Annotated in this window: 13 protein-coding genes and 1 pseudogene; 11 read left to right on the forward strand and 3 right to left on the reverse strand. The window is 70.2% G+C overall.

Going from position 1 to position 15,310, the window contains the following annotated elements; translation table 11 throughout:
* The first annotated feature begins 75 nt into the window (after positions 1–75).
* From iolC to mmsA, 5 genes are all read left to right on the forward strand, one after another.
* Positions 76–1,065 carry a 5-dehydro-2-deoxygluconokinase gene (iolC, locus tag J7E93_RS13780; protein ID WP_215069005.1) on the forward strand — a complete coding sequence of 330 codons (990 nt, stop codon included), beginning with the start codon at positions 76–78 and terminating at the stop codon, positions 1,063–1,065.
* Positions 1,066–1,562: 497 nt separating this feature from the next.
* Positions 1,563–2,423, forward strand: a complete 861-nt coding sequence (locus J7E93_RS13785; RefSeq protein WP_215069105.1) for a deoxyribose-phosphate aldolase — start codon at positions 1,563–1,565, stop codon at positions 2,421–2,423.
* A 19-nt stretch (positions 2,424–2,442) separates the two neighbouring features.
* Positions 2,443–3,249, forward strand: coding sequence for a 5-deoxy-glucuronate isomerase (iolB, locus tag J7E93_RS13790; RefSeq protein WP_215069007.1), 807 nt, complete (start codon positions 2,443–2,445; stop codon positions 3,247–3,249).
* Positions 3,246–5,102, forward strand: coding sequence for a 3D-(3,5/4)-trihydroxycyclohexane-1,2-dione acylhydrolase (decyclizing) (gene iolD, locus J7E93_RS13795; protein ID WP_215069009.1), 1,857 nt, complete (start codon positions 3,246–3,248; stop codon positions 5,100–5,102). Before iolB ends, iolD begins: the two co-directional genes overlap by 4 nt.
* Before the next feature lie 22 nt (positions 5,103–5,124).
* Positions 5,125–6,627 (forward strand): CoA-acylating methylmalonate-semialdehyde dehydrogenase, encoded by a 1,503-nt coding sequence (gene mmsA / locus J7E93_RS13800; protein WP_215069011.1) that lies wholly within the window; start codon positions 5,125–5,127, stop codon positions 6,625–6,627.
* 82 nt (positions 6,628–6,709) lie between these two features.
* On the opposite strand, the gene J7E93_RS13805 is transcribed toward mmsA, so the two are convergent.
* Positions 6,710–8,050 (reverse strand): helix-turn-helix transcriptional regulator, encoded by a 1,341-nt coding sequence (locus tag J7E93_RS13805; RefSeq protein WP_215069013.1) that lies wholly within the window; start codon positions 8,048–8,050, stop codon positions 6,710–6,712.
* A 505-nt stretch (positions 8,051–8,555) separates the two neighbouring features.
* On the opposite strand from J7E93_RS13805, the gene J7E93_RS13810 reads away from it, so the two are divergent.
* The 6 genes and pseudogenes from J7E93_RS13810 to J7E93_RS37060 form a co-directional block, all read left to right on the forward strand.
* Positions 8,556–9,677, forward strand: coding sequence for a sugar-transfer associated ATP-grasp domain-containing protein (locus J7E93_RS13810; protein WP_215069015.1), 1,122 nt, complete (start codon positions 8,556–8,558; stop codon positions 9,675–9,677).
* 12 nt (positions 9,678–9,689) lie between these two features.
* Positions 9,690–10,619, forward strand: a complete 930-nt coding sequence (locus J7E93_RS13815; protein WP_215069016.1) for a hypothetical protein — start codon at positions 9,690–9,692, stop codon at positions 10,617–10,619.
* A gap of 54 nt (positions 10,620–10,673) precedes the next feature.
* On the forward strand, positions 10,674–12,050 hold the full coding sequence (gene cysS / locus J7E93_RS13820) for a cysteine--tRNA ligase (protein WP_215069018.1): 1,377 nt from the start codon (positions 10,674–10,676) through the stop codon (positions 12,048–12,050).
* On the forward strand, positions 12,047–12,616 hold the full coding sequence (locus J7E93_RS13825) for a 2OG-Fe(II) oxygenase (RefSeq protein ID WP_215069020.1): 570 nt from the start codon (positions 12,047–12,049) through the stop codon (positions 12,614–12,616). The genes cysS and J7E93_RS13825 overlap by 4 nt, the downstream gene beginning before the upstream one ends.
* A 210-nt stretch (positions 12,617–12,826) precedes the next feature.
* Positions 12,827–13,999 (forward strand): serine hydrolase domain-containing protein, encoded by a 1,173-nt coding sequence (locus tag J7E93_RS13830; protein WP_215069022.1) that lies wholly within the window; start codon positions 12,827–12,829, stop codon positions 13,997–13,999.
* A 164-nt stretch (positions 14,000–14,163) separates the two neighbouring features.
* A pseudogene (locus J7E93_RS37060) lies at positions 14,164–14,318 on the forward strand (FAD-dependent monooxygenase); the annotation flags it as partial.
* Positions 14,319–14,393: 75 nt separating this feature from the next.
* Here the strand turns inward: J7E93_RS37060 and J7E93_RS13835 are convergent.
* Both J7E93_RS13835 and J7E93_RS13840 read right to left on the reverse strand, forming a co-directional pair.
* Positions 14,394–14,783 carry an ATP-binding protein gene (locus J7E93_RS13835; RefSeq protein ID WP_215069023.1) on the reverse strand — a complete coding sequence of 130 codons (390 nt, stop codon included), beginning with the start codon at positions 14,781–14,783 and terminating at the stop codon, positions 14,394–14,396.
* Between the two features lie 22 nt (positions 14,784–14,805).
* Entirely contained in the window at positions 14,806–15,096 is a 291-nt protein-coding gene (locus tag J7E93_RS13840) for a hypothetical protein (protein WP_215069118.1), read from the reverse strand.
* Between the last annotated feature and the right edge of the window lie 214 nt (positions 15,097–15,310).

Consider the following 15,310-nt stretch of genomic DNA (forward strand, 5'->3'; position numbering starts at 1 on the left):
AAGGACATAGCGTTGACAGGGCTCCGGGCGGGCGGCTAGACCTGGGTGCGGGGCCGAGGCGAGAGGGTGGCGTGCATGGAGTCGGAGCCGGGGACGGAGCCGTACGACCTGATCACGATGGGGCGCATCGGCGTGGACCTCTACCCGCTCCAGGTCGGGGTGGCGCTGCCCCAGGTCGAGAGCTTCGGGAAGTTCCTGGGCGGTTCCCCCGCCAACGTGGCCGTCGCGGCGGCGCGTCTCGGCCACCGTACGGCCCTCATCACCCGCACCGGCGCCGACCCCTTCGGCACCTATCTGCACCAGGAGCTGCGCGCTTTCGGCGTGGACGACCGGTGGGTGACGGACGTCGAGGCGTACCCCACGCCGGTCACCTTCTGCGAGATCTTCCCGCCCGACCACTTCCCGATCCACTTCTACCGGCAGCCCAAGGCGCCCGATCTGGAGATCCACCCGCACGAGCTGGACCTCGCGGCCATCCGGACGGCCCGCGCGTTCTGGGTGACGGGGACGGGCCTGAGCGCCGAGCCCAGCAGGACCTCGACGCTCGGGGCGCTGCGGGAACGGGGCCGCGCGGGCGTCACCGTCCTCGACCTGGACTGGCGCCCCATGCTCTGGGCCGACCCCGAAGAGGCCCGCCCGCTCTACCGGGCCGCCCTGGCCCACGCGACCGTCGCCGTCGGCAACCTCGACGAGTGCGAGGTCGCCACCGGGGAGCGGGAGCCGTACGCCGCCGCCCGTGCCCTGCTCGCCGCCGGGGCCCGGCTCGCGGTCGTCAAGCAGGGCCCCAAAGGGGTGCTCGCGATGAGCGCGGACGGCGAGCGCGCGGAGGCGGAGCCGCTGCCCGTGGAGGTGGTCAACGGGCTCGGCGCCGGCGACGCGTTCGGCGGGGCGCTGTGCCACGGGCTGCTCGCCGGCTGGGACCTGGAGCGTACGATCCGCTCCGCCAACGCCGCGGGGGCCATCGTCGCCGGCCGTCTCGCCTGCTCCCCGGCGATGCCGTACGCGGACGAGATCGACCAGGCCCTGGCGAGGGGCACCGGCACGATCCCGGAGCGCACCCCATGACCGGTGACGGCATGACCGACGACGGCATGACCGACGACGGTGTGACCGGCGACGTCGCGTCCGACGACGACATGACCGGCGACGGTGTGACCGGCGACTTCGCGTCCGACGACGACATGACCGGCGACGGCGTGACCGGCGACTTCGCGTCCGACGAGGACCTGGCGACCGCGGGGTCCGCCGCCTCGAACCTTCCCTTGGGCCCCGACACCGACACCGCGCAGTCCGAAGCCGCCCCGCCCCAACCCCCTCACCTCGAAGTCCCGTACGCCGAAGCCGCGGCCCCTCGACCGCACCTGCGGCCGGCGCACGAACCGGAAGACGGGGCGGCGGTCACGGGCCGTCCGTACGACCACCCGTCGGCGCCGCCGGGCCACCGTTCCTGGTACGCGGAGCCGGCACCGGGTTCCAGGGGCGCACGCCCCCGCCCCCACCCGCATCCCTCCCCCGGTGCGGCGTCTGTCGATGTCGATGTCGATGTCGACCGGCTCGTACGGATTCGCGCGCACCACCCCGAGGCCGTCGCCGAAGCCGCCTCGCGGCGCCGCACCCGGCCGTTGTTCCAGGGGCGCGACCGGCTGCTGATCGTCGCCGCCGACCATCCCGCCCGCGGGGCGCTGGCCGTCGGCGACCGGCCGTACGCCATGGCCAACCGCGCCGACCTGCTGGGCCGGCTCTGCCTGGCGCTGTCCCGGCCCGGGGTCGACGGGGTCCTCGCCTCCGCCGACATCCTGGACGACCTGCTGCTCCTCGGGGCCCTGGAGGACCGGCTGGCCGTCGGCTCCATGAACCGCGGCGGGCTCGCCGGGGCCGCGTTCGAGCTCGACGACCGCTTCACCGGCCACCGCCCCCAGGACCTCGCCCGTCTCGGCTTCGACGCCGGCAAACTCCTGCTGCGGATCGACCCCGACGACCCCGGCTCCCTCACCACCCTCCACTCCGCCGCCCGCGCCGTCGACGAGATGGCGGCCCTGCGCCTGCCCGTCTTCGTCGAGCCCTTCCACTGCCGCCGCGACTCCCGGGGACGGCTCCACAACGACCTCTCCGCCGAAGCCGTCATCACCTCCCTCGCCGTCGCCTCCGGCCTCGGCGGCACCTCCGCCTACACCTGGCTCAAGGTCCCCGTCACCGAACACCCCGACGACATGGCCCGCGTCATGGAGACCACCACCCTGCCTGCCGTCCTCCTCGGCGGAGACCCCGGTCCAGGCCCGGACGCGCAGGACCTGGCGTACGAGAAATGGCGCGGCGCGCTGCGCCTGCCCACCGTCCGAGGCCTGGTCGTCGGACGCTCACTGCTGTATCCGCCCGACGGGGATGTGGCCGGAGCCGTCGATACGGCGGCAGGTCTGCTGTAAGAAGGGGTAGTCACCGACCATGAACTCCTTGCACCTGCCCGCCGGGACCGCCTCCCGCGGGCCGTACGCCCTCCATGTCGACCCCGATCGGGCCGGCTGGAGCTACTCCGCACTGCGCGTCCTCGAACTCGGCCCGGGCGACACCCACCTCCTGGACTCGGGGGACGCCGAATGGATCGTGCTTCCGCTCACCGGCGGCTGTACGGTTCACATCGACGGCGAGGTGCTTCAACTCCTGGGCCGCGAGAGCGTGTTCGGCGGAGTGACCGACTTCGCGTACGTGCCCCGCGACGCCCGGGCCCAGATCGCCTCCGGTGCGGGAGGCCGCTTCGCTTTGGCAGGAGCGAAGTGCGAGCGACGACTCCCCGCTCGCTACGGCCCCGCGCCGGAGGTGCCCGTCGAGGCCCGCGGCAGCGGCAACCAGGCCCGGCAGGTGCGCAACTTCGCCGCGGCCGACGCCTTCGACTGCGACCGGCTGATCGCCGTCGAGGTGATCACCCCGGGCGGCAACTGGTCCTCCTACCCGCCCCACAAGCACGACGAGCACCGCCCCGGCACGGAGTCCGAGCTGGAGGAGATCTACTACTACGAGATCGCCGACGGGGGAGTGGGCTACCAGCGGATCTCCCCCTCCCGTCCCGGCGGCGCCGATCTCCTCGCCGAGGTCCGCACGGGTGACGCCGTCCTGGTCCCCGACGGCTGGCACGGCCCGTCGATCGCCCAGCCGCGCCACGCCATGTACTACCTGAACGTGATGGCGGGACCAGGACCGGAACGGGAGTGGAAGATCTGCTTCCACCCCGACCACACGGAGGGATATCGATGACCCGGCTGACGGTCGCCCAGGCTCTGGTGCGGTTCCTCGCCGCCCAGTACACCGAACGCGACGGCGTGCGACATCGGTTGATCGGCGCGACCTGGGGAATCTTCGGTCACGGCAACGTCGCCGGGATCGGCCAGGCCCTGGTCGAGTACGCCGAGGAGATGCCGTACCACCAGGGGCGCAACGAGCAGTCCATGGTCCATGCGGCCGTCGGCTACGCGCGCCAGTCGAACCGGCTCTCCGCCCACGCCGTCACCACCTCCATCGGCCCCGGCGCCACCAATCTGGTCACCGGCGCCGCCCTCGCCACCATCAACCACCTGCCGGTGCTGCTCCTGCCCGGCGACACCTTCGCGACCCGGCCCGCCGACCCTGTGCTCCAGCAGCTCGAGGTCCCGTACGCGGGCGATGTCTCCGTCAACGACTGCCTGCGGCCGGTCTCGCCGTACTTCGACCGGATCACCCGCCCCGAGGCGCTGATCCCGGCCGCTCTCGCAGCCGCCCGGGTCCTCACCGACCCCGTCGCGACCGGGGCGGTCACGCTCGCCCTGCCGCAGGACGTACAGACACAGGCGTACGACTGGCCTGAGGAGTTCTTCGCCGACCGGGTCTGGCGGGTGCGTCGCCCGCGGCCCGACACCGCCGAACTCGAGGCCGCCGTACAGGCGATCAGAGCCGCGCGACGCCCCCTGATCATCGCCGGCGGTGGGGTCAAGTACAGCGGCGCCGAGAACGCCCTGCGCGCCCTCGTCGAACAGACCCGCATCCCCGTCGCCGTCACCCAGGCCGGCAAGGGAGTCCTGCCGTACGACCACGTCTGCGAGACCGGCGGCATCGGCCACACCGGTACCGCCACCGCCGTCGCGCTCGCCCGCACCAGCGACCTGATCATCGGCGTCGGCACCCGTTACACCGACTTCACCACCGCCTCCAGCACCCTCTTTCCCACAGACGCCCGCTTCCTCAACCTCAACATCGCCGGGTTCGACGCCCACAAGCAGTGCGCCCTGCCCCTCGTCGCCGACGCCCGCGAGGGGCTCGCCGCACTCGCCGAAGCGCTCGGCGACCACCGCCAGGACATGGTCCAGTGGACGTTCGCCAAGGCGGACTGGCAGGAACGGACCGACGCCGCCTACGCCGCACCGGACCAGGACGCCCGCCCCACACAGCCGCAGGTCCTCGGCGTACTCGACACCCTGGTCGACGAGAGCGACATCCTGATCAACGCGGCCGGATCGCTGCCGGGCGACCTCCACAAGCTCTGGCGGGCCCGCTCCTCGGACCAGTACCACGTCGAGTACGGGTACTCGTGCATGGGATACGAGATCCCCGCCGCCATCGGAGTCGCGCTCGCCGCGCCGGGGCGGCCGGTCTGGGCGCTCGTCGGCGACGGTACGTATCTGATGAACCCCACCGAAATCGTCACGGCCGTACAGGAGGGCGTACCGATCAAGGTGGTCATCCTGCAGAACCACGGGTACGCCTCCATCGGAGGGCTCTCCGAGGCCGTCGGTGGTGAGCGGTACGGCACTCCCTACCGCTACCGGGCCCCCGACGGCACCTTCACCGGAGCGCCGCTCCCCGTCGACCTCGCCGCCAACGCGGCCTCCCTCGGGATGCGGGTGCTGACCGCCCGCACCGTACGTGACCTGCGAGAAGCCCTCGCCGACGCCCGGGCGTCGACCGTTCCCACATGTGTCTATGTCGAGACCGAAACGGCAGACACAGTGTCGGGCGCGCCCCCTGCCCAGGCGTGGTGGGATGTGCCCGTGGCCGAGACCTCGACCCGCGCGTCGGCGGTCAAGGCCCGGGAGGAGTACGACCGGCACGTCACCGCCCGACGCCGCCACCTGTAACAGCCAGAAGGAGCATGTCGTCATGACGAAGACCGTCAACCACTGGATCGGTGGCAAGACCGTCGAGGGCACGTCGGGCAACTGGGGCCCGGTCACCGACCCGGCCACGGGCGCCGTGACCACGCGGGTGGCCCTCGCCTCCGTCGAGGAGGTCGACGCGGCCGTCGCCGCCGCGAAGACGGCGTTCGAGACGTGGGGCACGGCCTCGCTGGCCCAGCGGACCACGATCCTCTTCAAGTTCCGGGCCCTGCTCGACGCCAACCGGGACGCGATCGCCGAGCTCATCACCGCCGAGCACGGCAAGGTCCACTCGGACGCCCTCGGCGAGGTCGCCCGCGGTCTGGAGATCGTCGACCTGGCCTGCGGCATCACCACCCAGCTGAAGGGCGAGCTGTCCACCCAGGTGTCGAACCGGGTGGACGTGGCCGCGATCCGCCAGCCGGTCGGTGTCGTCGCCGGCATCACCCCGTTCAACTTCCCGGCCATGGTGCCGATGTGGATGTTCCCGATCGCCATCGCGTGCGGCAACACCTTCATCCTCAAGCCGAGCGAGAAGGACCCCTCCCCCTCGCTGAAGATCGCCGAGCTGCTCGCCGAGGCCGGTCTGCCGGACGGTGTCTTCAACGTCCTCCACGGTGACAAGGTGGCCGTGGACCGGCTCCTGGAGCACCCGGACGTCTCGGCGATCTCCTTCGTCGGTTCGACGCCGATCGCGCGTCACATCCACACCACCGCCTCCGCCAACGGCAAGCGCGTCCAGGCGCTCGGCGGGGCCAAGAACCACATGCTGGTGCTCCCGGACGCCGACCTGGACGCGGCGGCGGACGCGGCCGTCTCGGCGGCGTACGGCTCGGCCGGCGAGCGCTGCATGGCGATCTCCGCGGTCGTCGCGGTCGGCTCCATCGCGGACGAGCTGGTGGAGAAGATCCGCGAGCGCGCCGAGAAGATCAAGATCGGCCCCGGCAACGACCCGACCTCCGAGATGGGCCCGCTGATCACGGCCGTCCACCGCGACAAGGTCGCCTCGTACGTGCACGGCGCGGCGGCCGAGGGCTGCGAGGTCGTCCTCGACGGCACGGGCTACACGGTCGACGGTTACGAGGACGGACACTGGATCGGTCTCTCGCTCCTGGACAAGGTGCCCACGACGGCCAAGGCGTACCAGGACGAGATCTTCGGCCCGGTGCTGTGCGTGCTGCGCACCGAGACGTACGAGGAGGGCGTCGCCCTCATCAACGCGTCGCCGTTCGGCAACGGCACCGCGATCTTCACCCGCGACGGCGGCGCGGCCCGCCGCTTCCAGATGGAGATCCAGGCCGGCATGGTCGGCGTGAACGTGCCGATCCCGGTGCCGGTGGGCTACCACTCCTTCGGTGGCTGGAAGGACTCGCTCTTCGGCGACCACCACATCTACGGCAACGACGGCGTCCACTTCTACACCCGCGGCAAGGTCGTCACCACCCGCTGGCCGGACCCCTCGGAGGCCCCGGCGGGCGTGGACCTGGGCTTCCCGCGCAACCACTGACGCGCCGCCCCGCACGTAGTTGACCCCCGTCGGCCCCGGCCGGCGGGGGTCTCAGTGTGCGAGGTACCGACCGTCCGTGCTGTCAATCGGCAGTGGGCAGAGCCCGGAGGCGGTCGCGGAATTCCCGTACGGCCGGCACCGCGAAGTGCGATTCGAGGTGGTTGCTGAACTTCATCAGCCGGACGTACGCCCGGTCGGAGCGGACCCGGTTCTCCAGCAGTTCCAGGCCGACGTTGGCGGCGTCCAGGGCGCCGTCCAGGTCCCGGGCGGCCAGCCGCGCCGTCGCGAGGCGGCCGGAGCGGACGGCTCTGTCGCGCGGGACCGCTTGGTCCACCGCCACGGCGAGGGCGCTGGTCGCTCGCTCGGGGAAGCCGGAGCGGAGCATGATCTTGCCCTCGGTGGACTTGAGTTGGGCCTCGCCGTACCAGCCGAGCCAGTCGGGGCGGTCGCCTTCGCGGTGGGTGCCCCACAGGTCGTAGGCCCGGTTGAGGGACTTGCCGGCCGCCTCGTGTTGGGTGTCTCGGGACAGCGCCTCGGCCTGGTGGAGGTAGAGGTACGAGGTCGCCGCCGGCGGAAGGGCCGTCGGAGCGTTGCCGATGGCGGTGTCGATGAGCTTCACGCGTGCGGAGGTGTCGCCCGAGTCGGAGATGTGGACGCCCATCTCGGCCAGGATGAACGCGCCGAAGCCGTCGTCCTTCGCGCTGTGGGCGCTGCGGAGAGCGCCGACGTAGTAGCGCTGGCCGAGGGAGCGCAGACCCTTGTCGTAGGCCATCCATCCGGCGAGGTACGACACCCGGGCCGCCGCCCCGTAGAGGCGCTGCTCGACGGCGTCGGTGTAGCGCCCGTGGTCGAGGAGGCCGGTGATCAGCGCGAGGTCGCCGGTGGCCTGGTCCAGGAGGCGAGCACCGCCCATCTGGTCATCGAGCGTGCGGAGGGTGTCCACGCGCGCTTCGATGGTGGTCACCATCACGTCGGTGACGCGGTCGCCGTCGAAGGCTGAGGCGAACGGCTCTGGTGCGGCTGCCCAGTTGGCCGCCACGCCCGTCAATGCGACGCCGGTGATGGACAGGAATCCCCGGCGATCCATGTCGCCGCTCCTGACCAGATCAGCGAATACCTTCACGGTGCCGGCCGGAGTCCATGGCGCTGCCAGGGCCGTCGACTCCCACGCCGGCAACCATCGGGGCCAGGACGCCGAGCGTACGTGGTCCTCGGGGACGCCCAGCAGGTCGGCGAGCACCTGTTGCGCGTCGGCGTCAGGCGCCTGCCCCTGCTCCCACTTCCACACCGTCGTCCGGTTGGTGGCCAGCGGTACGCCCAGCTCGGCCCCGCGTTCACGCATGCGCCGGGCTAACTCGGCCTTGCCCCAGCCCTTGCCTTCTCGCACGTAGGTCAGCGGGTGCAGAGCCATCGGGTCAGACATCCCACCCTCCCCTCAGGTTGGTGGTCAGGAGGCTACTCCCCGTGCGGAAAACGGGGGTTTCTCGCACTGGAGGAACCCCCTGGAAACGTTCCGGGCCCGTGGTCCACAGCCGTTCAATGGGCCTCCCGCCGTTCAGAGCTGAGCACCCGGGTCAAACCGGCTCTCCCGCCCCGCTCCGACGGCTCCCAGGACCGCAGCCCATCAATGGCGTCCCTCACTTGGGTGACGGGCTGCACACCCCCCGAGGAGGGTGTGATGAGCCAGCCTCTGCCCGTTCGCATGCCCGGCGCCAGTGGACGGCAGCACACGGATCCCGAGCTGCCGGCCGGCCCGAGCCCCGGCCTCCGTGCCCGCGGCATCGTCTCGTCGACTACGGCCGACAACATCGGGCCCGCCCGATGAGGCAGCGCCTCGCTGTCGTGGCCTACGCGGTCGCCGTCACCGCGTTCGTCGTCACGTTGGCCATCGCCGGAACAACAGACCACTGAGAAGCGGGAGGAACACCATGAGACCTACCGCGAACCGCGGCTTCAACCACCGCCAGGCCCTGACCGAGGAGTGGTTCCGCACTCGAGTTCTTCCCCGCGTATCCGGCGCGCGGTTCCTCCCCTACCAGGTGCGGCAGATGCGGCACGAGCACCTCCCCACGATGCTGCGCGACGAGGATCGCAAGAGCATGGCCCGTATCGCGGGGGACCTGGTGAAGGTCTCCGCGCAGTGGCGCTGCCTGCCGTTCCACTACTTCCGCTACGGCGGATACCGGCGCGAGGTGTCTGCCGAACGCGCCTGCTCGTACCTGCCGGAGGCCGCCCTGTTCCACCGGCTCCTTCCCCGCGTGAACCGGGACACCATCGACCTGGACGACAAGGCGACCTGCAAGAAGATCCTCGCCTCCGCAGGCCTCCCGCAGCCGACGCTGATCGCGAGCGGTGACCGCCGCACGGGCGTGATGCCCGACGGTGAGGCGGTTCCGCTGACGAACGTCCTGCAGCGCGCTTCCGGCTTCGGCCGCGTGGTGGTCAAGCCCTCCCGCTACTCCAGTGGCGGGTCCGGCGTCGTGATCGTGCGGCCCGGCGAGGACGACTTCGACCTCCTGCGCTACGCACAGCGGTGGGGTACGTGGCTGGTGGAGGAGTACGTGCCGCAGCACCCCGACCTGGACGTGCTGAACCCGTACGTCCTCAACTCCTTCCGCGTGATCACTCTGCTGCGGGAAGGCGCCCCCGAGGTCCTGTACGTGATGTTGAAGCTCGGCGGCATCGAGAGCAGCACGGACAACTCGGCGGCGGGCGGCATGCAGATCCGCGTGTACCCGGACGGCGAACTCGACCGCTACGGCTACGACCGGCATCTCAACGCCCACACAAGCCACCAGGTCAGCTCGGTGCCGTTCGCCGACCACCGGATCACCTGTATGAGAGAGGTCCGAGAGCTGGCCGCGCGCTGTGCCCGCCTGTTCCCGCAGGTGCCCTTCATCGGTTGGGACATCGCCCTCACGCCGGGCGGACCCGTGGTCATCGAGGGCAACAGCAGCCCCTCCCTGGCACACATTCAGCGCACTCACGGCGGCATCGCGCCGGAGCTCGTTCCCGCGCTCCGTGCCGTGATGGATCGCCCAATCATCTGACCAGGAGTTCTCGTGGAAAAGCTGAGAATGCAGGCCCGCGCCGCAGCTGGTGGTCTGCTCGACACGCTCAAGACGATGCCGGAGGTCCAGGCGCTCTACGTCCTTTCCTCCTCGGCGGTCGCGCCCCGCAACGTCACGCGATTCAGTACCGATTCGGACTTCGACCTGGCCGTTGTCCTCGACGTTCCGCTCAAGGAGGACGAGTGGAGGCCGCGGCCGGCGGACACATACGCCCTGGTCCGTGACCGGCTCCCCGCCTGGATCCCGGAGTTCAGCTTCCACCTGCCCGTGCCCTGGGGACGCATGGAGGTCAACGTCCACCAGGTCCTCTTCCAGTACGAGGTCGACCCGCGCACGACGTGGAACAGCGACAAGTGCGACGCCTACGGGAACAAGGGCGAGCCGCTTTTCGACCGGGAGGGCGCGTTCGGGGCGCTGATCTCCCGCAAGACGCGGGAGCAGCTTGCGCGGCTGGAGGGCGAGACCCACCGGCTGCACGACCGGATCACGTGGGACGTGCGAGAGATCCCGCTGCGCATGGCGCGGCGGGTCGGGGTGCCCACGGGGCACTTCGTTCTCTCCGGAGCGCTGGACGAGGTCGTGGACTGGATGTACGCCCGCTCGGGCCGGCTGCTGCCGAACATGAAGTGGAAGCTGTACTCCCTCGGCGCGCTCGGCCTGATCGGCGGCGAGCAGGAGAACCTGCTGATCGAGGCCCAGCAGTGCGACCCGCTGTCGATGGTCGACCTGGAGCGGCGGTGCGAGGCCCTGGGCGAGTTCTGCCGCACGGCCGGGATGGACCTGAGCACGGGGGCGATCGAGGCCGTGCGGAAGGCGTACCAGCAGGCCAACCACCACCTCCTCGGAGGCGAGGCGGCGGTCTTCGCCGACCAGCCGACCCCGCGATTCGTCACCTTCGCCGAGCGCGGCGGTTCCAGTTAGACGCTTATGTCCGGGCGTCAGTACGCTGCGTGATCCGCTTACACAGGAGGCAGGATGTCGATCAAGGTCCACAACACGCTGACCGGCCAGACCGAGGAGTTCCGCCCCGAGCGGGAGGCCGAGGTGCGGATGTTCGTGTGCGGACCCACCGTCTACGGCCCCAGCCACGTCGGGCACGCGAAGACCTACACGCAGTTCGACTTCATCGCCCGGTACCTGGAAGTGAGCGGGTACAAGGTCACCTACCTCCAGAACATCACCGACGTCGACGACAAGATCATCCGGCGGTCGGCGGAGGATGGCGTCCCGCCGGAGGAGATCGCGGCCCTCTTCGAGAAGCAGTACCGGGAGGACATGGCCGCGCTGGGGAACACCGGTGTCGACGTCCACGCCCGGGCCCACGACCACATCGACGCGATCGTGGACCAGATCAAGCGGCTCATCGCCCGCGGCCACGCCTACCAGCTCGACGACGGCTGGTACTTCGACCTGGCCTCGTTCCCCGCGTACGGCAAGCTCTCGGGCCGTACCGACCTGCAGCCCGAAGACTCGGTATCGCGGATCGACGACCACGCCAAGAAGCGCAACCCGGGCGACTTCGCCCTGTGGAAGGGCCGCAAGGACGGCGAGCCCTTCTGGGAGACCGAGCTGGGCCCCGGCCGACCGGGGTGGCACATCGAGGACACCGCGATCACGGAGACCTTCTTCGGGCCCTCGTACGACCTGCACGGCGGTGCCGTCGACCTCATCTTCCCGCACCACGAAGCCGAGGTCGCGCAGATGGAAGCCGCCTCCGGCATCGAGCCGCTGGCCCGCTACTGGATGCACACCGGTCTCCTGAGGGTCGACGGCGAGAAGATGTCGAAGAGCACCGGCAACTTCCTCACCATCCGCGACGCCCTTGCCCGGACGGACTTCCGCACCCTGCGGCACGCCTTCCTCTCCCAGCACTACCGCTCCTCCATGGAGCTGAACGACTCCACGCTGGAGCAGGCCCGAGGGGCACGACGCCGGATCGAGAACTTCGCCCGGACCATCGACCCCGCGCACACCGACAGCCCGGCGAACGCCGCACGGGCGACGGACGCCTGGAAGGAGATGCGCGAGCGCCTGGACGACGACTTCGACACCCCCGGCGCCTTCGCCGTCCTCTTCCAGTACATCCGCGAGCAGAACCGCATGGAGGAGCCGGCCGGCCCGGCCGCCCTGCGGCTGATCGAGGACGTGAACAACCTCTTCGGAACCTTCGACATCCCCGGCTCCGCCCAGAGCGATGCCGCCGTAGACGAACTCGTGAAGGAACGTGACCGGCTCCGCGCGGCGAAGAAGTTCGCTGAGGCCGACGCGATCCGTGACCAGCTCACCCAGCAGGGCGTCGTCCTTGAGGACTCGCCCGAGGGCACCCGTTGGTGGAAGGAGACCACTTCATGACTTGGAAGAGCCGCTTACCGCTCGTCGTAGAGAGCGCCATCCCCCTCAGCCTCTGCGGAGCGGTGATGGACCACGTGAAGAACCGGACCGCCCGCCCGCGCACCTACCAGGGCGTCATCGACGAATCGCTGCGCAAGAGCGAGTACGTCGAGGTCCCGACGCACATGGAGGAGGCAGTCATCTCCCACTGCGCCGCCCACGTCCGCGGTCACTTCGAGATCGCCCCGGCGCGCATACCCACCCAGCCTGCGGTCGTCTACCGCTACGGCCCCGGCGTCGGCTTCGTCGCCCACCACGACGAGGTCACCGACATCGAGCGCGAACGGGCCCGGACCAATGGTCAGCCTGTCGTCGGCGGTGACCTCACCCTCGTGGTCTGGCTCAACACCCCGGACTCCTACGGCGGCGGCGAGCTGTTCTTCGAGAACCCCGCCCAAGAGTTCAAGCCTCCCTGTGGCAGCCTGGTCGCCTTCCCGGCCACACGCGACCACACCCACGGCGTACGCCCGATCACGAGCGGTGAACGTCTCACCCTCGTCGTACGCACCGATGCCGAGCGCCTCTGAGCCCGATAGCTGACTCCAGGGGAGAGGCCGGTGATTCTGTCGGGCCGCCCGGCCGGAGGGCTGGGAAGCAAGCTGTTCTGCGCAGCCCTTCCATGCGTACTCCGGCCGGGCCCAGGCGTACGGGGCGGTCGGGCGACGGCGAGCAGGTTCTTGAGCGTGAGATCGGCTCACCGCATCAAGGAAGGCAGCCAAGCTGCCAGGATGAGCGGCATGGCGACGATCGACGGTGAGGTAGCGCCCGGGTTCGAACCGGTCCGCGAAGCGTTCATAAAGAACTTCACCCAGCACGGAGACATCGGCGCGGCCGTGTGCGTCTATCAGCACGGCCGACCAGTGGTGGACCTGTGGGGTGGCGTCGCCGACCCGGAGACCGGTCGTCCGTGGACGCGGGACACCCTCCAGCTGGTCTACTCGGCGACCAAGGGAGCCACCGCGACCGCAGTGCACATGCTGGCTGAGCGCGGCATGCTGGACCTCGACGCACCGGTGGCGAAGTACTGGCCGGAGTTCGCGGCCAACGGCAAGGCCGACATCCCAGTGCGCTGGCTCCTGTCCCACCAGGCCGGCTTGGTTGCGCTCGATCAACCGCTCCCGCTGACAGAGGCGTTGGCCTGGGATCCCATGGCGACTGCATTGGCGGCCCAGCGCCCCCTGTGGGCTCCGGGCACTGCACACGGGTACCACGGTCGAACCTGGGGCTGGCTGGTCGGCGAGGTGATCCGACGAGTCTCCGGGCGTTCGCCGGGCCGCTTCTTCGACGACGAGATCGCGAGCCCTCTCGCGTTGGACTTCTTCATCGGCTTGCCGGCGAGTGAACGCGGCCGAGTCAGCCGCATGGTGTACCGGCCACCGGCCGTAGACCTCACGACGGTCCCCGCCGGATCCCTCCCCGAAGAACTCCGCGAACAGGTCGCCGCCTGGCGCGACCCGAACTCGTTCGGCAACCGGGCGTTCGCGGTCACCGACCCCGCCGGGATCGACTTCGACTCCCCCGAGGTGCAGGCCGCCGAACTCCCGTCCTCCAACGGCATCGGCACCGCACGCGCAGTTGCGCGCATGTACGCCGCGCTGATCGGGGAGGTCGACGGCGTGCGCCTGCTCGCCCCGGAAACGCTGGCATCGGCGACTGCGGAGCAGGCAAGCGGGCAAGACCAGGTGATGCTGATCCCGAGCCGCTTCAGCACCGGATACATGCTGCCCACCGGATCCAGCCCCATGACGGGCCCGAACGTCTTCGGCCACACCGGCCGCGGCGGCTCACTCGGCTTCGCCGACCCGGATCACGCCATCGCCTTCGGCTACGTGATGAACCACATCATCAGCGGGGCCGACGATGCACGCGCGGCTTCGCTGACAGAAGCGGTACGGAAGTCGCTGGCGTAAGTGATCGACTGGCCTCGAAAGGCAGGCCACACACCGTCCAGGCCATGTCCGAGAGAGTCTGGTCGGCGCTGGGGCACGGCGCCCACGGTGACGGCGTGCGAGATCGGCCGTCCAACACGCCGCCTCCAAGCCACGCGGCCGTCAGGTCAGGATCACGACCGCAGGGGAAGCGGGTTGTCGTTGTCGGGGCCGGGGTGCAGGGCTCACCACCGCCGTCGTTCTCGTCGAGGCGGGAGCATCGGCGCACGTGATCACCGAGCTGGTGTCCGGGTTCACCTCGTGGGTGGCTGCGGCGATGTGGGGGCCGTACCTGGTCGAGCAGGTGGCCGCACCTCCGACGCTGTATCCAGCGTGAGGAGCCCCGGCCGTTCGACCGGGGCTCCGTCGACGGTTCTCAGGCAGACAGTTCGGCCCATACGAGCTTGCCAGGGCCCGACCGATCGGATACGCCCCACTTCTCCGAGAGCGTGTCCACGAGCGGAAGCCCCCAGCCGCCGTCGGCGTCACCATCCGGCAGTGCCATCAAGGGCCGTCGCTCCGAGGCGTCGTGGACCTCGACGCGCAGTCCATCGGGGATGAGGACGAAGCGCGTCTCGATCGCCCTGGTCGGCACACGCGCATGCCGGACCGCGTTGGTGAGCAGCTCCGAGAGCACGAGCGAAGCCGCGTCTTCGATGTGGCTCAGCCCCCAGTCCTTCAGTGCCCTGCGCAATTCACCTCGGGCCAGCGGGACGCTCCTTGCTCCCCGCTCCCAGCGCAGTACGATCAGGCCGCCCACTTCCATCAGGCCACCTCCACGCCGTGGATCAGCCGCGGGCCCACATCCACACCGTGAACGGCCAGCCACAACGCCCGCCGCCGCTGACGAGCGACCGTGTCTGTTCCTTCGCCTCGTGCGCGTCGAGATACGGGCGCACGAGCCTGCTGTCCTCGCCACGAAGCAGTGGGACGCGGTGGCGAGCGGGCACCGCCGAAGCCGTCCAGGCGGTCACCAACGGTGCTTGCCAGCGCGAGCCGGCGCATCGCCGTCGACGTCCGGACGGTGGCAGGACCAGCCGTAAGAACCACGTGGTGAGGTGGACGATAGGGTTGCTCATGTTGACGCTCCTTCGCAGCGTTGGCCATGCCCCCGGACCGGTCGCACGGTCGCGGGGGTCTTTTCGTTTCGACGCAGCGTCACGCACAGCGACAAGCCGTGTGCGCATTGCCATATCCAGAATGGACGCCTGCCAGCCATTCGGCAAGCTGCTTTGGTGAGTTGGCCTATTTGCCAACTCGATCGAGTTGGTTTCACGACCGCCTGTGCGAGCA

The sequence above is a fragment of the Streptomyces sp. ISL-36 genome, assembly GCF_018614205.1.
GTDB lineage: Bacteria > Actinomycetota > Actinomycetes > Streptomycetales > Streptomycetaceae > Streptomyces.

What these genes read in the sequence shown, in the direction of transcription:
- iolB (WP_215069007.1), top strand. Translation starts at nt 2,443, where the DNA reads ATGAACTCCTTGCACCTGCCCGCCGGGACCGCCTCCCGCGGGCCGTAC.
- J7E93_RS13840 (WP_215069118.1), bottom strand. Translation starts at nt 15,096, where the DNA reads ATGAGCAACCCTATCGTCCACCTCACCACGTGGTTCTTACGGCTGGTC.
- J7E93_RS13830 (WP_215069022.1), top strand. Translation starts at nt 12,827, where the DNA reads ATGGCGACGATCGACGGTGAGGTAGCGCCCGGGTTCGAACCGGTCCGC.
- iolD (WP_215069009.1), top strand. Translation starts at nt 3,246, where the DNA reads ATGACCCGGCTGACGGTCGCCCAGGCTCTGGTGCGGTTCCTCGCCGCC.
- J7E93_RS13805 (WP_215069013.1), bottom strand. Translation starts at nt 8,050, where the DNA reads ATGTCTGACCCGATGGCTCTGCACCCGCTGACCTACGTGCGAGAAGGC.
- iolC (WP_215069005.1), top strand. Translation starts at nt 76, where the DNA reads ATGGAGTCGGAGCCGGGGACGGAGCCGTACGACCTGATCACGATGGGG.
- J7E93_RS13825 (WP_215069020.1), top strand. Translation starts at nt 12,047, where the DNA reads ATGACTTGGAAGAGCCGCTTACCGCTCGTCGTAGAGAGCGCCATCCCC.
- J7E93_RS13835 (WP_215069023.1), bottom strand. Translation starts at nt 14,783, where the DNA reads ATGGAAGTGGGCGGCCTGATCGTACTGCGCTGGGAGCGGGGAGCAAGG.
- mmsA (WP_215069011.1), top strand. Translation starts at nt 5,125, where the DNA reads ATGACGAAGACCGTCAACCACTGGATCGGTGGCAAGACCGTCGAGGGC.
- J7E93_RS13810 (WP_215069015.1), top strand. Translation starts at nt 8,556, where the DNA reads ATGAGACCTACCGCGAACCGCGGCTTCAACCACCGCCAGGCCCTGACC.
- cysS (WP_215069018.1), top strand. Translation starts at nt 10,674, where the DNA reads ATGTCGATCAAGGTCCACAACACGCTGACCGGCCAGACCGAGGAGTTC.